The organism is Pseudomonas sp. TJI-51, assembly GCF_000190455.2.
In the GTDB taxonomy this organism is placed as follows: domain Bacteria; phylum Pseudomonadota; class Gammaproteobacteria; order Pseudomonadales; family Pseudomonadaceae; genus Aquipseudomonas; species Aquipseudomonas juntendi.
The window spans coordinates 1-15,647 of record NZ_AEWE02000116.1; the positions used below are offsets into that span (position 1 = coordinate 1).

16 protein-coding genes are annotated in these 15,647 nt (G+C 63.9%); 8 read left to right on the forward strand and 8 right to left on the reverse strand.

From position 1 onward, the window contains the following. Positions 1-34 precede the first annotated feature (34 nt). From G1E_RS21995 to arsC, 3 genes are read right to left on the reverse strand one after another with little or no spacing between them, the layout of a single operon-like run. The gene (locus G1E_RS21995) at positions 35-448 is read right to left on the reverse strand and encodes a DUF2069 domain-containing protein (protein ID WP_029887454.1); all 414 of its coding nucleotides are present in this window, start codon (positions 446-448) and stop codon (positions 35-37) included. After that, positions 441-1,046: an NAD(P)H:quinone oxidoreductase gene (gene wrbA / locus G1E_RS22000; protein ID WP_047150109.1), complete on the reverse strand. Its 606-nt coding sequence runs from the start codon at positions 1,044-1,046 to the stop codon at positions 441-443. Before wrbA ends, G1E_RS21995 begins: the two co-directional genes overlap by 8 nt. After that, a complete protein-coding gene (gene arsC / locus G1E_RS22005) occupies positions 1,043-1,396 on the reverse strand; it encodes an arsenate reductase (glutaredoxin) (protein WP_009684282.1) in 354 nt (117 codons plus the stop codon). The genes wrbA and arsC overlap by 4 nt, the downstream gene beginning before the upstream one ends. 85 nt (positions 1,397-1,481) lie before the next feature. Between arsC and G1E_RS22010 the strand changes: the two genes are divergently transcribed. Further along, on the forward strand, positions 1,482-1,946 hold the full coding sequence (locus G1E_RS22010) for a TlpA disulfide reductase family protein (RefSeq protein WP_009684283.1): 465 nt from the start codon (positions 1,482-1,484) through the stop codon (positions 1,944-1,946). A gap of 111 nt (positions 1,947-2,057) precedes the next feature. On the opposite strand, the gene G1E_RS22015 is transcribed toward G1E_RS22010, so the two are convergent. Genes G1E_RS22015 through G1E_RS22030 form a run of 4 tightly spaced genes read right to left on the reverse strand, consistent with a single transcriptional unit; the run spans position 2,058 to position 6,721 of the window. Then, positions 2,058-2,462 (reverse strand): META domain-containing protein, encoded by a 405-nt coding sequence (locus G1E_RS22015; RefSeq protein WP_009684284.1) that lies wholly within the window; start codon positions 2,460-2,462, stop codon positions 2,058-2,060. Further along, entirely contained in the window at positions 2,459-2,896 is a 438-nt protein-coding gene (locus G1E_RS22020) for a hypothetical protein (RefSeq protein ID WP_009684285.1), read from the reverse strand. Before G1E_RS22020 ends, G1E_RS22015 begins: the two co-directional genes overlap by 4 nt. Before the next feature lie 31 nt (positions 2,897-2,927). Next, the gene (locus G1E_RS22025) at positions 2,928-3,917 is read right to left on the reverse strand and encodes a 2-hydroxyacid dehydrogenase (RefSeq protein ID WP_009684286.1); all 990 of its coding nucleotides are present in this window, start codon (positions 3,915-3,917) and stop codon (positions 2,928-2,930) included. Positions 3,918-3,967: 50 nt separating this feature from the next. Continuing rightward, on the reverse strand, positions 3,968-6,721 hold the full coding sequence (locus tag G1E_RS22030; protein ID WP_009684287.1) for a response regulator: 2,754 nt from the start codon (positions 6,719-6,721) through the stop codon (positions 3,968-3,970). A gap of 193 nt (positions 6,722-6,914) precedes the next feature. On the opposite strand from G1E_RS22030, the gene G1E_RS22035 reads away from it, so the two are divergent. From G1E_RS22035 to G1E_RS22065, 7 genes are all read left to right on the forward strand, one after another. Beyond that, positions 6,915-7,634, forward strand: a complete 720-nt coding sequence (locus tag G1E_RS22035; protein WP_009684288.1) for a response regulator transcription factor — start codon at positions 6,915-6,917, stop codon at positions 7,632-7,634. Position 7,635: 1 nt separating this feature from the next. Further along, complete coding sequence (locus G1E_RS22040) at positions 7,636-8,997, forward strand: sensor histidine kinase (RefSeq protein ID WP_009684289.1); 1,362 nt, start codon at positions 7,636-7,638, stop codon at positions 8,995-8,997. 87 nt (positions 8,998-9,084) lie between these two features. Next, the gene (gene cysM, locus G1E_RS22045; RefSeq protein WP_033690658.1) at positions 9,085-9,984 is read left to right on the forward strand and encodes a cysteine synthase CysM; all 900 of its coding nucleotides are present in this window, start codon (positions 9,085-9,087) and stop codon (positions 9,982-9,984) included. Further along, the gene (rlmD, locus tag G1E_RS22050; RefSeq protein ID WP_009684291.1) at positions 9,985-11,343 is read left to right on the forward strand and encodes a 23S rRNA (uracil(1939)-C(5))-methyltransferase RlmD; all 1,359 of its coding nucleotides are present in this window, start codon (positions 9,985-9,987) and stop codon (positions 11,341-11,343) included. Positions 11,344-11,440: 97 nt separating this feature from the next. Next, a complete protein-coding gene (gene relA, locus G1E_RS22055; protein WP_009684292.1) occupies positions 11,441-13,681 on the forward strand; it encodes a GTP diphosphokinase in 2,241 nt (746 codons plus the stop codon). A gap of 124 nt (positions 13,682-13,805) precedes the next feature. Then, positions 13,806-14,639, forward strand: a complete 834-nt coding sequence (gene mazG, locus G1E_RS22060; protein ID WP_009684293.1) for a nucleoside triphosphate pyrophosphohydrolase — start codon at positions 13,806-13,808, stop codon at positions 14,637-14,639. 26 nt (positions 14,640-14,665) lie between these two features. After that, on the forward strand, positions 14,666-15,205 hold the full coding sequence (locus tag G1E_RS22065) for a DUF2058 domain-containing protein (protein ID WP_009684294.1): 540 nt from the start codon (positions 14,666-14,668) through the stop codon (positions 15,203-15,205). A 45-nt stretch (positions 15,206-15,250) separates the two neighbouring features. Here the strand turns inward: G1E_RS22065 and G1E_RS22070 are convergent, their stop codons facing one another. Then, positions 15,251-15,433, reverse strand: coding sequence for a hypothetical protein (locus G1E_RS22070; protein ID WP_009684295.1), 183 nt, complete (start codon positions 15,431-15,433; stop codon positions 15,251-15,253). Positions 15,434-15,647 lie beyond the last annotated feature (214 nt).

A 15,647-nucleotide genomic window follows, 5' to 3' on the forward strand; every position in this document is an offset into this window, starting at 1 on the left:
TGCCGGCGATTGGGCTGCAAGGCAGCCCCTTGACTCAACTGCCTTCGCCGGCCATGCGCCGCTCATGCTGGAACTTCCAGCGCACATACAGCAGCCCGGCAATAAACAGCCCCAGGCTGACCAGCACTTCAACCCAGCCAAACACCGCCCGCGCCGGGTCGAAGGCTGCCAGCACGCCCTTGATGAAGTAGATGTTCACCACGAAGCAGGTCCAGGCATGCGCCCGGGCGCTGCCCAGCAGCATGCCCGGCAGCAGCAATAGCAGCGGCACCAGTTCGATCGCCAGGATCACCTCGACCCGAGCCCCATGCAGGTTGGCGAACCACAGGTTGTTCACCACCAGCAGGGCAATCAGGCCAAAGAAAAATGCCAGGCTAAGCGCCCGCGTCAGGCGCAAGCGCGGTGCCAGCCAAGCCAGCGGCGGCAACACCTTGGGCTTCCTAGCCACGCGCGGCCTCCAGGGCCTTGGCGGTGCTCGCCAGGCGTTGGCCAAGGGCGCGGCACAGGGCGATCTCGTGCGGGTCGAGTTCACGCTTGCCGTCTGCCCCGGCATGGTGGCTGGCGCCATAAGGGGTGCCGCCACCGCGGGTTTCCAGCAGTGCCGATTCGCTGTAGGGCAGGCCCATTACCAGCATGCCGTGGTGCATCAGCGGCAGCATCATCGACAGCAGCGTGGTTTCCTGGCCACCGTGCAGGCTGGCGGTAGACGTGAACACACCGGCGGGCTTGCCTACCAGTTCACCGCCCAGCCACAGACTGCTGGTGCCATCGAGGAAGTACTTGAGCGGTGCCGCCATGTTGCCGAAGCGGGTCGGGCTACCCAGCACCAGGCCGGCGCAGTGGCGCAGGTCGTCGAGGGTGGCGTACAGCGCGCCGCTGGCCGGAATGTCCGGGGCCACGGCTTCGCATTCGGTGGAAATCGCCGGCACCGTGCGCAGGCGCGCTTCCATGCCGGCCAGCTCGATGCCGCGGGCGATTTGCCTGGCCATTTCGCTGGTGGCACCATGGCGGCTGTAGTAAAGCACCAGGATGTAGGATTGGCTCACGGCAGGATCTCCAGCACTTTTTCCGGTGGGCGACCGATCACCGCCTTGTCACCGGCAACCAGGATCGGCCGCTCGATCAGCTTGGGGTGCTGGACCATGGCCTCGATCAGCTGTGCGTCGGTCAGTGCAGGGTCGGCCAGGTTCAATGCCTTGTATTCATCCTCACCCGTGCGCAGCAGCTGCCGTGGGGCCAGGCCCAGCTTGCCGAGCAAGGTCTTGAGCGTGGCGGCGTCTGGCGGGGTCTCGAGGTAGCGCACGATGACCGGGGTTAGGCCACGGGCTTCGAGCAGTTCCAGCGCGCCGCGGGATTTTGAGCAGCGCGGGTTATGATAGAGCGTGAGGTCAGTCATGTGGGGTCGCATCCAGCTGGTTGTGGCGGCTATTCTAACCGCAGCGACTGACCAGTTTGCTTTAAAACTCGAGAAGGATTGACCCATGGCAAGGCGTCTGGCAGCAGTACTGGCCATCACCGCGAGCCTGATGCTCGGTGGTTGCGGTGCCGATTATGGCGTAGACCAGCACGGCAATACGGTTAAGGCCGAACAGATCGACGGGCACTGGCTGGTGCTCAATTACTGGGCGGAATGGTGCGGCCCGTGCCGCACTGAAATCCCGGAACTCAATACCGCGGCCAAGCAATGGGCGGCCGAGGGTATCAAGGTGGTGGGGGTGAATTTCGATGGTTTGCAGGGCCAGGACCTGAAGCAGGCCGCCGAAACCCTGGGCATCGGGTTCACCGTACTGGCCCAGGACCCGGCCGAGCGCTATGACCTGCCGCGCAGCGAGGCGCTGCCGGTAACCTACATCATCGATGACAAGGGCAAGGTGCGTGAGCAGTTGCTGGGCGAACAGACCCTCGAAGGGCTGCAGGCCAGGATCAAGGCCCTGAAGCAGGGGTGACAAGCTGCAAGCTGCAAGCTACAAGCTACAAGCTACAAGCTACAAGAAAAGCAGGCCGGTGCTAGGATCTGCTTTTTCTTGAAGCTTGAAGCTTGAAGCTTGCAGCTGCGCTCAGCCTTCTTCAGGCCAGAAGCGCAGCGGCTTGCCCTCGGCCGGCCAGAAGCGCAGTTGCTCGATGGGCGACACATCCCAGCGCTGCACCGTTTCCAGCGCCTGCAGGAAGCGTTTTTCCTGCTCCATCAGCGCCGGCGCACACAGCTTGCGGGTCTTGCCGACCTTGCCGAAGCTCAGGTGCTCGCCGTCCAGCGTGTAGGGCGCAAACCAGTGGTTGCACCCGGCATTGCCATAGGCACGGCCATCACTGGCCAAGGTCAGGGTCAGGTGGCTGTAGTCGATCAACGGGCGCTCACCAATCCACTCCAGCACATAGCTGCGCTCCTGCTGCAACTTCAAAGGTTGTGCAGCGCAGCCGAGCAGGCCGGTGGCAATCAGCGCGCCGGTCAGCAGATTCTTCACTCGGCGCTCTCCAGGCAACGCGGGCACACATGCTTGTCGCCACGGCTGGCCCAGCCCAGCTCGGCGATACGTGCGCTGGCAGCAGGCTGGCGGGCTTGCTTGCCCAGCTTGGCGTCTACGGCGAACTCGAAGTCCAGGGCGGCGTCACAGTGGTCGCACTCAACCTTCCAGTTGAGGATTTCAAGCGCGTTGAACACCGGGCCACTGGCCACGGCAACCCACTGGCCGCGCGGGTTGATCAGGTGGCGCACGCTCTCCACGGTCAGGCGCATGGCCAGGTCCTTGCTGCCTTTGAGGGTCACCAGCAGGGTATCGCCTTTGTGCATCGAACCGCCGTTGCCAGTGACCTGATAGCGGCCTGGCACCAGGGCGCGGCACTCGATCAGGGTGTGTTGCGGGTTGAAAAGGGTATAGCGGAAATCGTGCTCGACCATGGGTCCTCCAGAAATGCCGCGTATCCTAGCATTAACCCATGACCAGATTCTGTGGATTGCCTGCCGCCCAGCAGTTGATGTTGTCCAGCGTGGTAGTGGCGATCGCAGCCAGCGCCTCGCGGGTCAGGAACGCCTGATGTGCGGTGATGATGACATTGGGAAAGGTCAGCAGGCGTGCCAGCACATCGTCTTGCAGCGGCAGGTCGGAGCGGTCCTCGAAGAACAGCTGGGCTTCCTCTTCATAGACATCCAGCCCCAGGTAGCCGAGCTGGCCGCTTTTCAGCGCGTCGATCAGTGCCGGGGTGTCGACCAGTGCGCCGCGGCCGGTGTTGATCAGCATGGCGCCATGCTGGACTTCGGCCAGGCTCCGGGCGTTGATCAGGTGCCGGGTGTGTTCGGTCAACGGGCAGTGCAGGCTGATGATGCGTGCTTCGCGTAGCAGTTCGGGCAGTGGCAGGTAGCGCGCGCCGAGGGCCAGCAGTTCTGGGTTGGGGTAGGGGTCGTAGGCCAGCAACTGGCAGCCGAAACCGGCCATGATGCGGGCGAAGGCTGCGCCGATCTGGCCGGTACCCACGACCCCGACCGTTTTGCCATGCAGGTCGAAGCCGGTCAGGCCATGCAGGGTAAAGTCCCCTTCACGGGTGCGGTTGTAGGCCCGGTGCAGGCGCCGGTTGAGCGCCAGGATCAGCGCCACGGCGTGCTCCGCCACCGCGTGCGGTGAGTAGGCGGGTACGCGCACCACGGCCAGGCCCAGGCGTTGCGCAGCGGCCAGGTCGACGTGGTTGTAGCCGGCCGAACGCAGGGCGATCAGGCGCGTGCCGCCGTCGGCCAGGCGCTGCAGCACCGGGGCGTCCAGTTCGTCATTGATGAAGGCGCAGACAACCTCGTAGCCGTCGGCCAGCGCTGCGGTGTCGAGGCTCAGGCGGGCAGGCTGGAAATGCAGGTCCAGGGGGTTACCGCTGGCGGCTCGGGTGAAGCTTTCCTGGTCGTAATGCTGGCTGCTGAACAATAGCGCGCGCATGGTCAGGGTTCCTTTGTCGGGCGTGTCCGGGGTAGCTGTTGGCAGTGAGCTCAAGCGCTCGACCGCGCCTGGGCTGCCAGGCGGCTGATCGCCGCATCCAGTTCATCCAGTGCCTGCTGGGCCTGCGGGCTTTCCTGCTTGAGCAAGGTTTCACTGCGCTGGCACGCCGCGCGCAACTGCGGCACGCCGCAATAGCGTGAAGCCCCGTTCAGGCGGTGTACCTGTTCGATCAGGCCCTCATGGTCATTGGCCAGGCGCGCGGCGCGGATGGCTTCGCGGTCGGCCTCCAGCGAGGCCAGCAGCATGTTCAGCATATCGGCGGCAAGGCCCGCTTTCCCGGCTGCCAGACGTAGGCCTTCTTGCGGGTCGAGCACCTTGAGTTCATCGCCGTTGCCGGTGGGTTCAGCCGGCGCCTGCTGCGGCGTGCCCAGGCTGAGACCGGTCCATTTCATCACCACCTGTGCCAGTTGCCGTTCACTGATCGGCTTGGTCAGGTAGTCATCCATGCCACCGTGCAGCAATGCGCGTTTCTCGTTGGCCATGGCATGGGCGGTGAGGGCGACGATCGGCAATGGGTTGCCACTTTGGGTGTTTTCCCAGCGGCGAATCTGTTCGGTACAGGCGCGGCCGTCCATGCCGGGCATTTGCACATCCATCAGCACCAGGTCGAAGGGTTCCTGCTGCACGGCCTGCAGTGCCGCATAGCCATTGTCGACCGCCAGTACTTCGGCACCCAGGTCCTCGAGCAGCGTCTGCACCAGCAGCAAATTCGCAGGGTTGTCGTCGACACACAGTATTTTCGGCCGCCGCGGGCCGTTGCGGCTGTTCACCTCGCCCTGCAGGCGGCGGGGCTGGACCAGCTCCAGCAGCAGCCGGCGCAATTTGCGCGTGCAGGTAGGCTTGGATAGCAACTGGCCATGGCCATTGGGCAGGAAGGGGTGGTACAGCGCCTGCTCGGTGGTCGGGCACAGCACCACGCACTGGCAATGGTAGCGTTCGAGTTGTTGATGGTAGCGCCCCAGTTGTTCTGGCGACAGGTTGCCCAGGTTGGCGCCCAGCACCGCCAGCTCGAACGGCTGCCCGGCCTGGCTGGCGGCCTGCACGGCTTGCAGCAACTGGTCGTAGGTGGCGAACAGGCTGACACTCAGGCCACAGTCTTGCAGTTGGTGCTCCAGGGCCTGCCGGGCCAGTTCATGGTTATCGACGATGGCGGCACGGCGGCCCAGCAGCGCTTGCAGCGGTAGTTCCTCGATATCGTCGTGCGCCTTGGGCAGGTTCAGGCTGATCCAGAACTGCGAGCCCTCGCCCGGGGTGCTGTCGACGCCGATTTCGCCACCCATCTGCTCGATCAGGCGCTTGGAAATCACCAGGCCCAGGCCGGTACCACCTGGCTGCCGGGCCAGCGAGTTATCGGCCTGGCTGAAAGCCTGGAACAGTGTACGCACGTCCTGCGGTGACAGGCCGATGCCGGTATCCTGCACGCTGATGCGCAGTTGGGCATGATCCTCATGCTCATCGTCGAGCATGGCGCGCACGACAATGGTGCCCTCGCGGGTGAACTTGATGGCGTTGCTGACCAGGTTGGTGAGGATCTGCTTGAGCCGCAGCGGGTCACCGACCAGCGACGTAGGCGTGTCGCGGTAGACCAGGCTGAGCAGTTCCAGCTGCTTGGCATGGGCGGCCGGGGCCAGAATGGTGAGGGTGTCCTGGATCAGGTCGCGCAGGTTGAACGGGATGCTGTCCAGCACCAGCTTGCCGGCCTCGATCTTGGAGAAGTCAAGAATTTCGTTGATGATGCCCAGCAGGTTGTCGGCAGACTTCTCGATGGTGCTCAGGTAGTCCAGCTGGCGCGGGGTCATCTCGCTTTTCTGCAGCAGGTGGGTAAAGCCGAGAATGCCGTTGAGCGGGGTGCGGATCTCATGGCTCATATTGGCCAGGAACTCCGACTTGATGCGGCTGGCCTCCAGTGCCTCCTTGCGCGCCATGTCCAGTTCGATGTTCTGGATTTCGATGGTTTCCAGGTTCTGGCGCACGTCTTCGGTGGCCTGGTCGATGCTGTGCTGCAGTTCTTCATGGGCGTTGTGCAGGGTTTCGGCCATGCGGTTGATGCCGCGCGCCAGTTCGTCCAGCTCATGGCTGCCCATGGTCGGCAGGCGCTCTTCGAGGTGGCCGTCCTTGAGCTGGTTGACTGCGTGCTTGATACGTTCGATGGGGTCGTTGATCGAGCGGCTCATGCGCAATGCCAGCAGGCCGCTGAGCACCAGGCAGGCGAGGATCAGCAGCAGGCTGGTGAACAGGTTGCGGTAGCCGCGCAGCAGGGTGCCATCGTGGGACAGCTCGATCTCGACCCAGCCCAGCAGCCGCTCGGCTTCGGCAGGCACGGCCTCGGTGGCCAGGTCCCGGTGGTGGCCGAACACGGGCATCAGGTAGCGGGTGGCGTCATTGCCGCTGCGCTGCAGCAACTGGGTGCCGGTGCCGCCGCTGGGTGGCTGGTTGAGCATGCTCGGCCCGGCATGGGCCAGGCGCGTGCGGTCCGGCGCCAGGAAGGCAACCGAGCGCACGTCGCTCTGCTCCAGGGTTTGCGCGGCGATGCGCTCCAGCTGCGCAGGCGCCAACCGGGCCATGGCCGGGGCGGCCAGCGGCGCCAGCTGTTCGGCGATCATCTTGCCGCGCTGCAGTAACTGGGTGCGCAGGTCGTTTTGTTGCAGCCAGGTGAAATAACTGCCCAGCACCAGCGCCATCAGGCCTGCCGGTAACAGTGCCAGCAGCAGAACCCGGCTGCGGATTCCCAAACGATCGAGCACACTCGCCTCCTGTGATGTGCCTGGCCACCGTCAGTAGGTGACGGCCAAGACGCGACGTTACTCTGCCTGGCACGCCATTGCATCTGTTTAGTCGGTGTTTTGCGCCGATCCTGCAGCACGGGTCGTATCGCGGTTGCCTGGCAGGGCGCACATACACAATAATCGCGTAATTGAGAATGCATGGCAGTTGCCAATGAGTCCTGTAGCTATTCACAACCCCAATGTGCTCGCCATCGAGGACGACCCGGTGCTGGGCGCCTACCTGCATGAAGAGCTGCAGCGCGGTGGCTTCCACGTCACCTGGTGCCGCAGTGGCCTGGAGGGCCTGGAAACGGCAGGCCGCCAGGTCTTCGACGTGGTGCTCATGGATATTCTGCTGCCTGGGTTGAATGGTCTGGATGCGCTGGCCCAGTTGCGCCAGCGCAGTACCACACCGGTGATTCTGATGTCGGCGCTGGGCGCCGAGGCAGACCGCATCAGCGGCTTTCAGCGCGGGGCCGACGACTACCTGCCCAAACCCTTCAGCATGGCTGAGCTGCAAGTGCGCATTGAAGCGATCCTGCGCCGTGTAGCGCTCGAACGCCGCTACCAGGCGCCGCAGCCGCCGGAAGAAGCGGGCGCGCTGCACTTCGACGAGGGCCTGTGCGATGTGCGCCTTGATGGCCGTCTGGCCGGGCTGACCCCCAGCGAGTTTCGCCTGCTCGACACCCTTTACCGCAACCAGGAGGAAGTGCTGAGCAAGGCGTTCCTGTACCAGCAGGTGTTGCAACGCGGCTATTCGCGGCACGACCGCAGCCTGGACATGCATGTCAGCCAGATCCGCCGCAAGCTCAAGGGCATCGGTTATCAGGGGTTGCAGATCCGCACCGTATGGGGCAAGGGCTACATGTTCGGCGTGGCTGAGGCGCAATAGCATGCTCGACCGCCATTCGCTGTTCTGGAAACTGGCCATCCTGCTGGTCGGCTTCTGCCTGCTGATGATCGGCCTCAGCTACACCTGGGGCCAGCGCATGGAGCTGCAGAACGCCTTCTTGTCGGAGCCGGCGCGCCAGACCTTGCGCGGCTATGCCAGCGAGGCCGAGCAGGCCTGGCGCAGCGGTGGTCGGGCCGGGCTGGACCAGTGGGTGGCGGCGATGCACCAGCGTGAACATGGCTGGGTGGGTGTGCTCGATATCAACCTGAAACCGCTCGACAGCGCGGCCCTCAACCCGCAGATCATGCAGCGGCTGACCCGCCTGCGTGGGGTCGACTGGCCGATGAGCCGGCGCAGCGTCGAGCAGCCGTGGCTACGCATCCCGTTCCCCGGTGCGCCCGAGCAGGGCATGCTGGTGATCGAACTGCCCAGGCGCTTCAACCCGGACCAGCACCGCGTGCTGTGGCGCATCATCACCAATGGCATCATCCCGGGCCTGTTCACCTTGCTGCTGTGCGTGGGCCTGTACCGCATGCTGATCGTGCCGTTGAACCAACTGCGCGAGCAGGCCCGGGCCTGGCGTGCCGACCAGCTTTCGGCTCGCCTTGATTCGCGGCTCATCGCCCGGCACGACGAGCTGGGGGAACTGGCCCGCGCCTTCGACCAGATGGCCGAGCGGCTACAGGGCACCGTCACCCTGCAACAACAGCTGCTGCGCGACTTGTCCCATGAAATGCGCACCCCCCTGAGCCGTTTGCGCGTGGCTTGCGACGGGGAAACCGATCTGCAACGCCTGCGCGAGCGCCTCGGCCGGGAACTGGACGGCATGCAGCAACTGGTCGAGGCAACCCTGCAACTGGCCTGGCAGGACGCCGAGCGTGCGCCGATGAACCTGGAGCCGATCGAGGTTCAGGCCTTGTGGGACCTGCTGGCCGAGAATGCCTGCTATGAAAGTGGCTGGGCGCCCACGCGGCTGCGTTGCGAAGTACCAGACGGTTGCTGGGTGCAGGGTAACCTCAACCACTTGGCCCAGGCGCTGGAGAACCTGCTGCGCAATGCCATTCGGTATTCGCCGGCCGACGGTGTCGTGCGCTTGGGTGGGCAACGTGAAGGTGGCTACTGGTGCCTGTGGCTGGAAGACGAGGGCGGTGGCGTGGGCGACGATGAGCTGGAGCGGATTTTCGCGCCGTTCTTGCGCCTGGACGGTTCGCGGCCCGGCGTGGGTGGCTTTGGCCTGGGGCTGAGCATTGCCCGCAGCGCCATCCAGCGCCAGGGTGGCACGCTGTGGGCGCAGAACGGCAAGCGCGGGTTACGCCTGTGCATGAGGTTGCCGGTGCAGCAGCCCCCGTCATATAGCCTGTAGCTATATCCACTACAGATTGCGTGATATGGCCGGGAAGGGTTTGCCGGTATGATAGGCGCCCCTGCCGTCCGGATTGTGAAATACACCATGACCTTGCAGTACCCAACCATCGCCGATTGCGTCGGCAATACGCCACTGGTTCGCCTGCAGCGCATTGCTGGCCAAACCAGCAATACCCTCCTGCTCAAGCTCGAAGGTAACAATCCCGCCGGCTCGGTGAAGGACCGCCCGGCCCTGTCGATGATCACCCGCGCCGAGTTGCGTGGCCAGATCAAGCCCGGTGACACCCTGATCGAAGCCACCTCCGGCAATACCGGCATCGCCTTGGCGATGGCAGCGGCGATCAAGGGCTACAAGATGATCCTGATCATGCCGGACAACTCCACCGCTGAGCGCAAGGCGGCCATGACCGCCTACGGCGCCGAGCTGATTCTGGTGACCAAGGAAGAGGGCATGGAAGGTGCCCGCGACCTGGCCGAGAAGCTGCAGCGTGAAGGCCGCGGCCTGGTGCTGGACCAGTTCGCCAACGGTGACAACCCGGTTGCCCACTACAACAGCACCGGCCCGGAAATCTGGCAGCAGACACAGGGCAGCGTCACCCATTTCGTCAGCTCCATGGGGACCACCGGCACCATCATGGGCTGCTCGCAGTACCTCAAGGAGCAAAACCCGGCGGTGCAGATCATCGGCCTGCAACCGATGGAAGGTTCGGCCATCCCGGGTATCCGCCGTTGGCCGCAGGAGTACCTGCCGAAGATCTTCGACGCCACGCGCGTAGACCGTGTGGTCGACATGTCGCAGCAGGAAGCCGAAGACACCACCCGCCGCCTTGCCCGCGAAGAGGGCATTTTCTGCGGCGTGTCTTCCGGTGGTGCGGTTGCCGCCATGCTGCGCCTGTCCCGTGAAGTGGAGCATGCAGTAATGGTGGCGATCATTTGCGACCGCGGTGACCGTTACCTGTCCACCGGCCTGTTCGATCCCAGCTAAATGACCAAGAAAAAAACCAACAGCGGCCTGCGCTTCCAGCCGGCCGGCGGTAGCCGCAGCCCCCAGGTCCCCGTGGGCAAGAAGCAGCGCCTGGACATCGAGCGGCTGGCCGGCGACGGCCGTGGCATTGCCTTCCATGAAGGGCGTACCTGGTTCGTCAGTGGCGCCCTGGCCGGTGAGGCCGTGGAAGCGCGGGTGCTCAATGCACGCGGCAAGGTGGTCGAGGCCCGCCTGGAGCGTGTGCTGCAGGCCAGCCCCGAGCGCCGTGAAGCGCCCTGTCGGCACTACAGCCGCTGTGGTGGCTGCACCCTGCAGCACCTGCCGCACGAGGCGCAACTGGCGCTGAAGCAGCGGACCTTGGCCGAACAACTGCAACGGGTGGCCGGTGTGCAGCCCGACGCCTGGGCGCCACCGCTCAGCGGGCCGGCGTTCGGCTACCGGCGCCGTGCTCGCGTGGCAGTGCGCTGGGACGTCAAGGCGCGTGAGCTGCACGTCGGCTTCCGTGCCGAAGCCAGCCAGGACATCATCGCCATCGACGATTGCCCGGTGCTGGTACAGCCCTTGCAGTCGATTCTGCGCCACCTGCCGACCGTGCTGCGTTCGCTGGAAAAACCGCAGGCCCTGGGCCATGTGGAGCTGTTCAGCGGCTCTGCCGAAGCGCTGCTGGTGCGCCATGTGGCGCCATTGCCGGCGCAGGACCTGGCCCGGTTGCAGGCGTTCTGCGAGCAGGCCAACGCGCAGTTATGGCTGCAAGGCGAAGGTGAACCGGCGCCCGTCGGACCTGCGGCGCCATTGGGCTTTGCCCTGGCGCCGTGGCAGCTTGAGCTGGCCTGGCGCCCTGGCGACTTCGTGCAGGTCAACGCCCAGGTCAATACGGCGATGATCGAGCAGGCGCTGGCCTGGCTTGCGCCGCAGGCCGATGAGCGGGTGCTCGACCTGTTCTGCGGCCTGGGCAACTTCGCCCTGCCGCTGGCACGCCAGGCGCGTGAAGTGGTGGCAGTGGAAGGTGTGCAAGCCATGGTCGATCGGGCCGCGGCCAATGCCAGAAACAACAATGTGCATAACGCACGGTTTTTTCAGGCCGATTTATCGCAGCCATTGGCCGGCACCGGATGGGCCGCCGAGGGCTTTTCTGCGGTACTCTTGGACCCACCGCGCGACGGTGCTTACGAGGTGGTGCAAGGCATCGCCCGCCTCAAGGCCAGCAGGCTGGTCTATGTATCGTGCAACCCGGCCACACTGGCGCGAGACGCCCAGGTGCTGGCCGGCCAGGGGTACCGGTTAACACGGGCCGGGATTCTCGACATGTTTCCTCAAACGGCGCATGTCGAGGCCATGGCGTTATTCGAAGCGGGCTAGCTGACTGGCCCCTTGGTGCGGCCGCCACGGAAGGGTGGCTGTACGGTGATCGCCAGCGCCGCCGTGAGTGCAGCGCTGTATGGAAAGGTAAAACAAGATGGTACAGGTGAGAGTGCACCAGCCGGTCAACACGGACGGCAGTATCAATCTCGATGCATGGCTGGATCATGTGGTAAGTGTCGATTCGGCACTGGATCGCGCAGCGCTGAAAGAAGCCTGCGAGTTTGCTCACGAGGTCGAAAAAAAGGGCAACCCCGCCAAGCATTCCTGGGCGGACGGCACGTCCAGCTTTCAGGCAGGGCTGGAAATTGCCGAAATCCTCGCCGACCTCAAGCTCGACCAGGATTCGCTGGTGGCCGCGGTCATCTACCGTTCGGTGCGCGAGGGGAAGGTCACGCTGGCCGAGGTCAGCCAGCGCTTTGGGCCGGTGGTCTCGAAGCTGATCGACGGCGTGCTGCGCATGGCCGCCATCAGCGCCAGCCTCAGCCCGCGGCAGTCGCTGGTATTGGGCTCGCAGGCGCAGGTCGAAAACCTGCGCAAGATGCTTGTGGCCATGGTCGACGACGTACGCGTGGCGCTGATCAAGCTGGCCGAGCGGACCTGCGCTATCCGTGCGGTCAAGGCGGCCGACGATGAGAAACGCCTGCGCGTCGCGCGTGAGGTGTTCGACATCTATGCGCCGTTGGCGCACCGCCTGGGTATCGGCCATATCAAGTGGGAGCTGGAGGACTTGTCCTTCCGCTACCTGGAGCCCGAGCAGTACAAACAGATCGCCAAGTTGCTGCACGAGCGCCGGCTGGACCGCGAGCGGTTCATCAGCGACGTGATGAACCAGTTGCAGAACGAACTGCTGGCCACCGGGGTGAAAGCCGACATCAGCGGCCGGGCAAAACACATTTATTCGATCTGGCGCAAGATGAAGCGCAAAGGCCTGGAATTCAGCCAGATCTACGATGTGCGCGCAGTGCGTGTGCTGGTGCCGGAAATTCGCGACTGCTATACCGCATTGGGCATCGTCCACACCTTGTGGCGGCACATCCCCAAAGAGTTCGACGACTACATCGCCAACCCCAAGGAGAACGGCTATCGCTCGTTGCACACGGCGGTAATCGGGCCTGAGGGCAAGGTGCTGGAAGTGCAGATCCGTACCCACGGCATGCACGAGGAGGCCGAGCTTGGCGTGTGCGCTCACTGGCGCTACAAAGGCACCGACGTCAAGCCAAGCTCCAACCACTACGAAGAAAAGATCTCCTGGCTGCGCCAGGTGCTGGAATGGCACGAAGAGCTGGGCGACATCGGTGGCCTGGCCGAGCAACTGCGGGTCGACATCGAGCCGGACCGGGTTTATGTGTTTACCCCGGACGGGCATGCCATCGACCTGCCCAAGGGTGCGACACCGCTGGACTTCGCCTACCGCGTGCACACCGAAATCGGCCACAACTGCCGCGGCGCCAAGATCAACGGCCGGATCGTGCCGCTGAACTACAGCCTGCAGACGGGCGAACAGGTCGAGATCATCACCAGCAAGCACGGCAACCCGAGCCGTGACTGGTTGAACTCCAACCTGGGCTATGTCACCACGTCGCGGGCCCGGGCCAAGATCGTGCACTGGTTCAAGCTGCAGGCGCGCGACCAGAACGTGGCGGCCGGCAAGACCTTGCTCGAACGGGAGCTCAGCCGCCTGGGCCTGCCGCAGGTGGACTTCGAGCGCCTGGCTGAGAAAACCAACGTCAAGACCGCCGAAGACATGTTCGCTTCGCTCGGTGCTGGCGACCTGCGCCTGGCGCACCTGGTCAACGCTGCCCAGCAGTTGCTGGAGCCCGAGCGCATCGAGCAGATCGAACTGGTGCCGCGCAAGCCTGCCGGGCCGCGTTCCGGCAAGCGTGGCGACATCCAGATCCAGGGGGTTGGCAACCTGCTGACGCAGATGGCCGGCTGCTGCCAGCCACTGCCGGGCGATGCCATCGTCGGTTACATCACGCAAGGCCGTGGCGTGAGCATTCACCGCCAGGATTGCGCCTCGGTGCTGCAACTGGCAGGCAAGGAACCGGAGCGCATGATCCAGGTGAGCTGGGGGCCGATACCGGTGCAGACCTACCCGGTCGACATCGTCATCCGTGCCTACGACCGCCCGGGGTTGCTGCGCGATGTGTCGCAGGTGCTACTGAACGAGAAGATCAACGTGCTGGCGGTGAACACCCGCTCGAACAAGGAAGACAACACCGCGCTGATGTCGCTGACCATCGAAATTCCAGGCCTGGACGCGCTGGGGCGGTTGTTGGGGCGCATCTCGCAGTTGCCGAACATCATCGAGACGCGGCGTAACCGTACCCCTTGAGACCGCGGCGCCTGCTTCGCGGGCTTGCCCGCTCCCACAGGTACGGTGCAGTTTTCGAAACTTGCATCCATCCTGTGGCAGCGGGCAAGCCCGCGAAGAAGCCACCATCGAAGGACCTGCCTGAATGACCTACACCCTCGAAGACCTGCTGCACCTCATGGCCCGCCTGCGCGACCCGCAGTACGGTTGCCCATGGGACCTGCAGCAGAACTACGCGAGCATCGTCCCGCATACCCTCGAAGAGGCCTACGAAGTCGCCGACACCATCGAGCGCGGTGACTTCGAGCACCTGCAGGGTGAGCTGGGCGACTTGCTGTTCCAGGTGGTCTACTACAGCCAGCTGGCCAGGGAGGAGGGGCGTTTCGAGTTCGATGGCGTGGTCGACAGCATCACCCGCAAGCTCATTCGGCGCCACCCGCATGTGTTCCCCACGGGTGAGCTGTATGCGCCGCTGGACACCCCCCGCTTGAGCGAGGCCCAGGTCAAGTCGCGCTGGGAAGAAATCAAGGCCCAGGAACGGGCGGAAAAAAGCCTGCCTGAGCAGTTGTCCCTGCTCGACGACGTACCCACGACCTTGCCGGCGCTGTCGCGGGCGGCCAAACTGCAAAAGCGTGCGGCCACGGTCGGCTTCGACTGGCCTGCAGCGCTGCCGGTGCTGGACAAGGTCCGTGAAGAACTGGACGAAGTGCTACAGGCCATGGCCGATGGCGATGCCGATGCGCTCGAAGATGAGGTCGGTGACCTGCTGTTCGCGGCCGTGAACCTGGCGCGCCACCTCAAGCAAGATCCGGAACATGCCCTGCGCCGCGCCAATCGCAAGTTCGAGCGGCGTTTCCGCTTTATCGAACAGGCATTGCGCGACAGCGGTCGCCCTATTGAAGCGTGTAACCTTGACGAGCTGGACGCCCTGTGGGGCGAAGCCAAGCGTCAGGAAAAGAACCTGCCCAGCTGCGGCTGAGCTGTTGCATAAGTGAGTGAACATTCATGAGCCTTTCCCTTCGCGACCAATTGCTCAAAGCCGGTCTGGTCAACCAGAAACAGGTCTCGCAGACCAACAAAGCTGAAAAGAAACAGAAGCGCATGGAGCACAAAGGCCAGGTCGACGTCGACGACAGCCAGCAGCGTCTGGCCAAGGAAGCCATGGCCGAAAAGGTCAAGCGCGACCAGGAGCTGAACCGCCAGCAGCAGGAAAAGGCGGAGCAGAAGGCCCGTGCCGCACAGATCAAGCAACTGATCGAAGCCACGCGCCTGCCCAAGCTGAGCACAGAGGACTATTACAACTTCGTTGACGACAAGAAGGTCAAGCGTATCGCCGTCAACGCGCTGATGCGTACCAAGCTGAGCAACGGTGCGTTGGCGGTGGTGGCCCATGCCGGCGGTTACGAGGTGATCCCGCGCGAAGCAGCGGTGAAGATCCAGGAACGCGACCCCAGCCGTATCCTGTTGCTGAACACCCATGTTGAGGAAGCGGACGAAGATGACCCGTACGCGGCCTACAAGATCCCTGACGATCTGATGTGGTAAAAACGAAAAACCCCGCTTCGGCGGGGTTTTTCATGACGAATGGGGTCATTGCGTAGTGCGCTGCTTTTCCAGGTTCTCGAGCTCTGCCCGGTACTGGTGGGCCTCGTGTTCATTGTGGAACATGCCGACCAGTTGACCTTGCTGGTGCACATCCCAGATGCGTACACCAGCGGCCACGCCTTCGTGGGACATTTTCGATTCGTCGCGTTCGGTTACTTGGACTGTCATCGTTAAACTCCACTTCTTGAGAGGGCTGCGACACTCTGTCGCACACCTTCTTTATAGAGTTTGTTAGCAGCCTAAGTAAATAAAACGGGCATGAAACAAGTTTCATGAAGGCTCAAAGGTGTAGTGCCTGGGCTGGCCCTATCGCCGGCAAGCCAGCTCCCACAGGGACCTCCTGGAGCCTGAGCCTTGCATAGAACCTGTGGGAGATTCTATG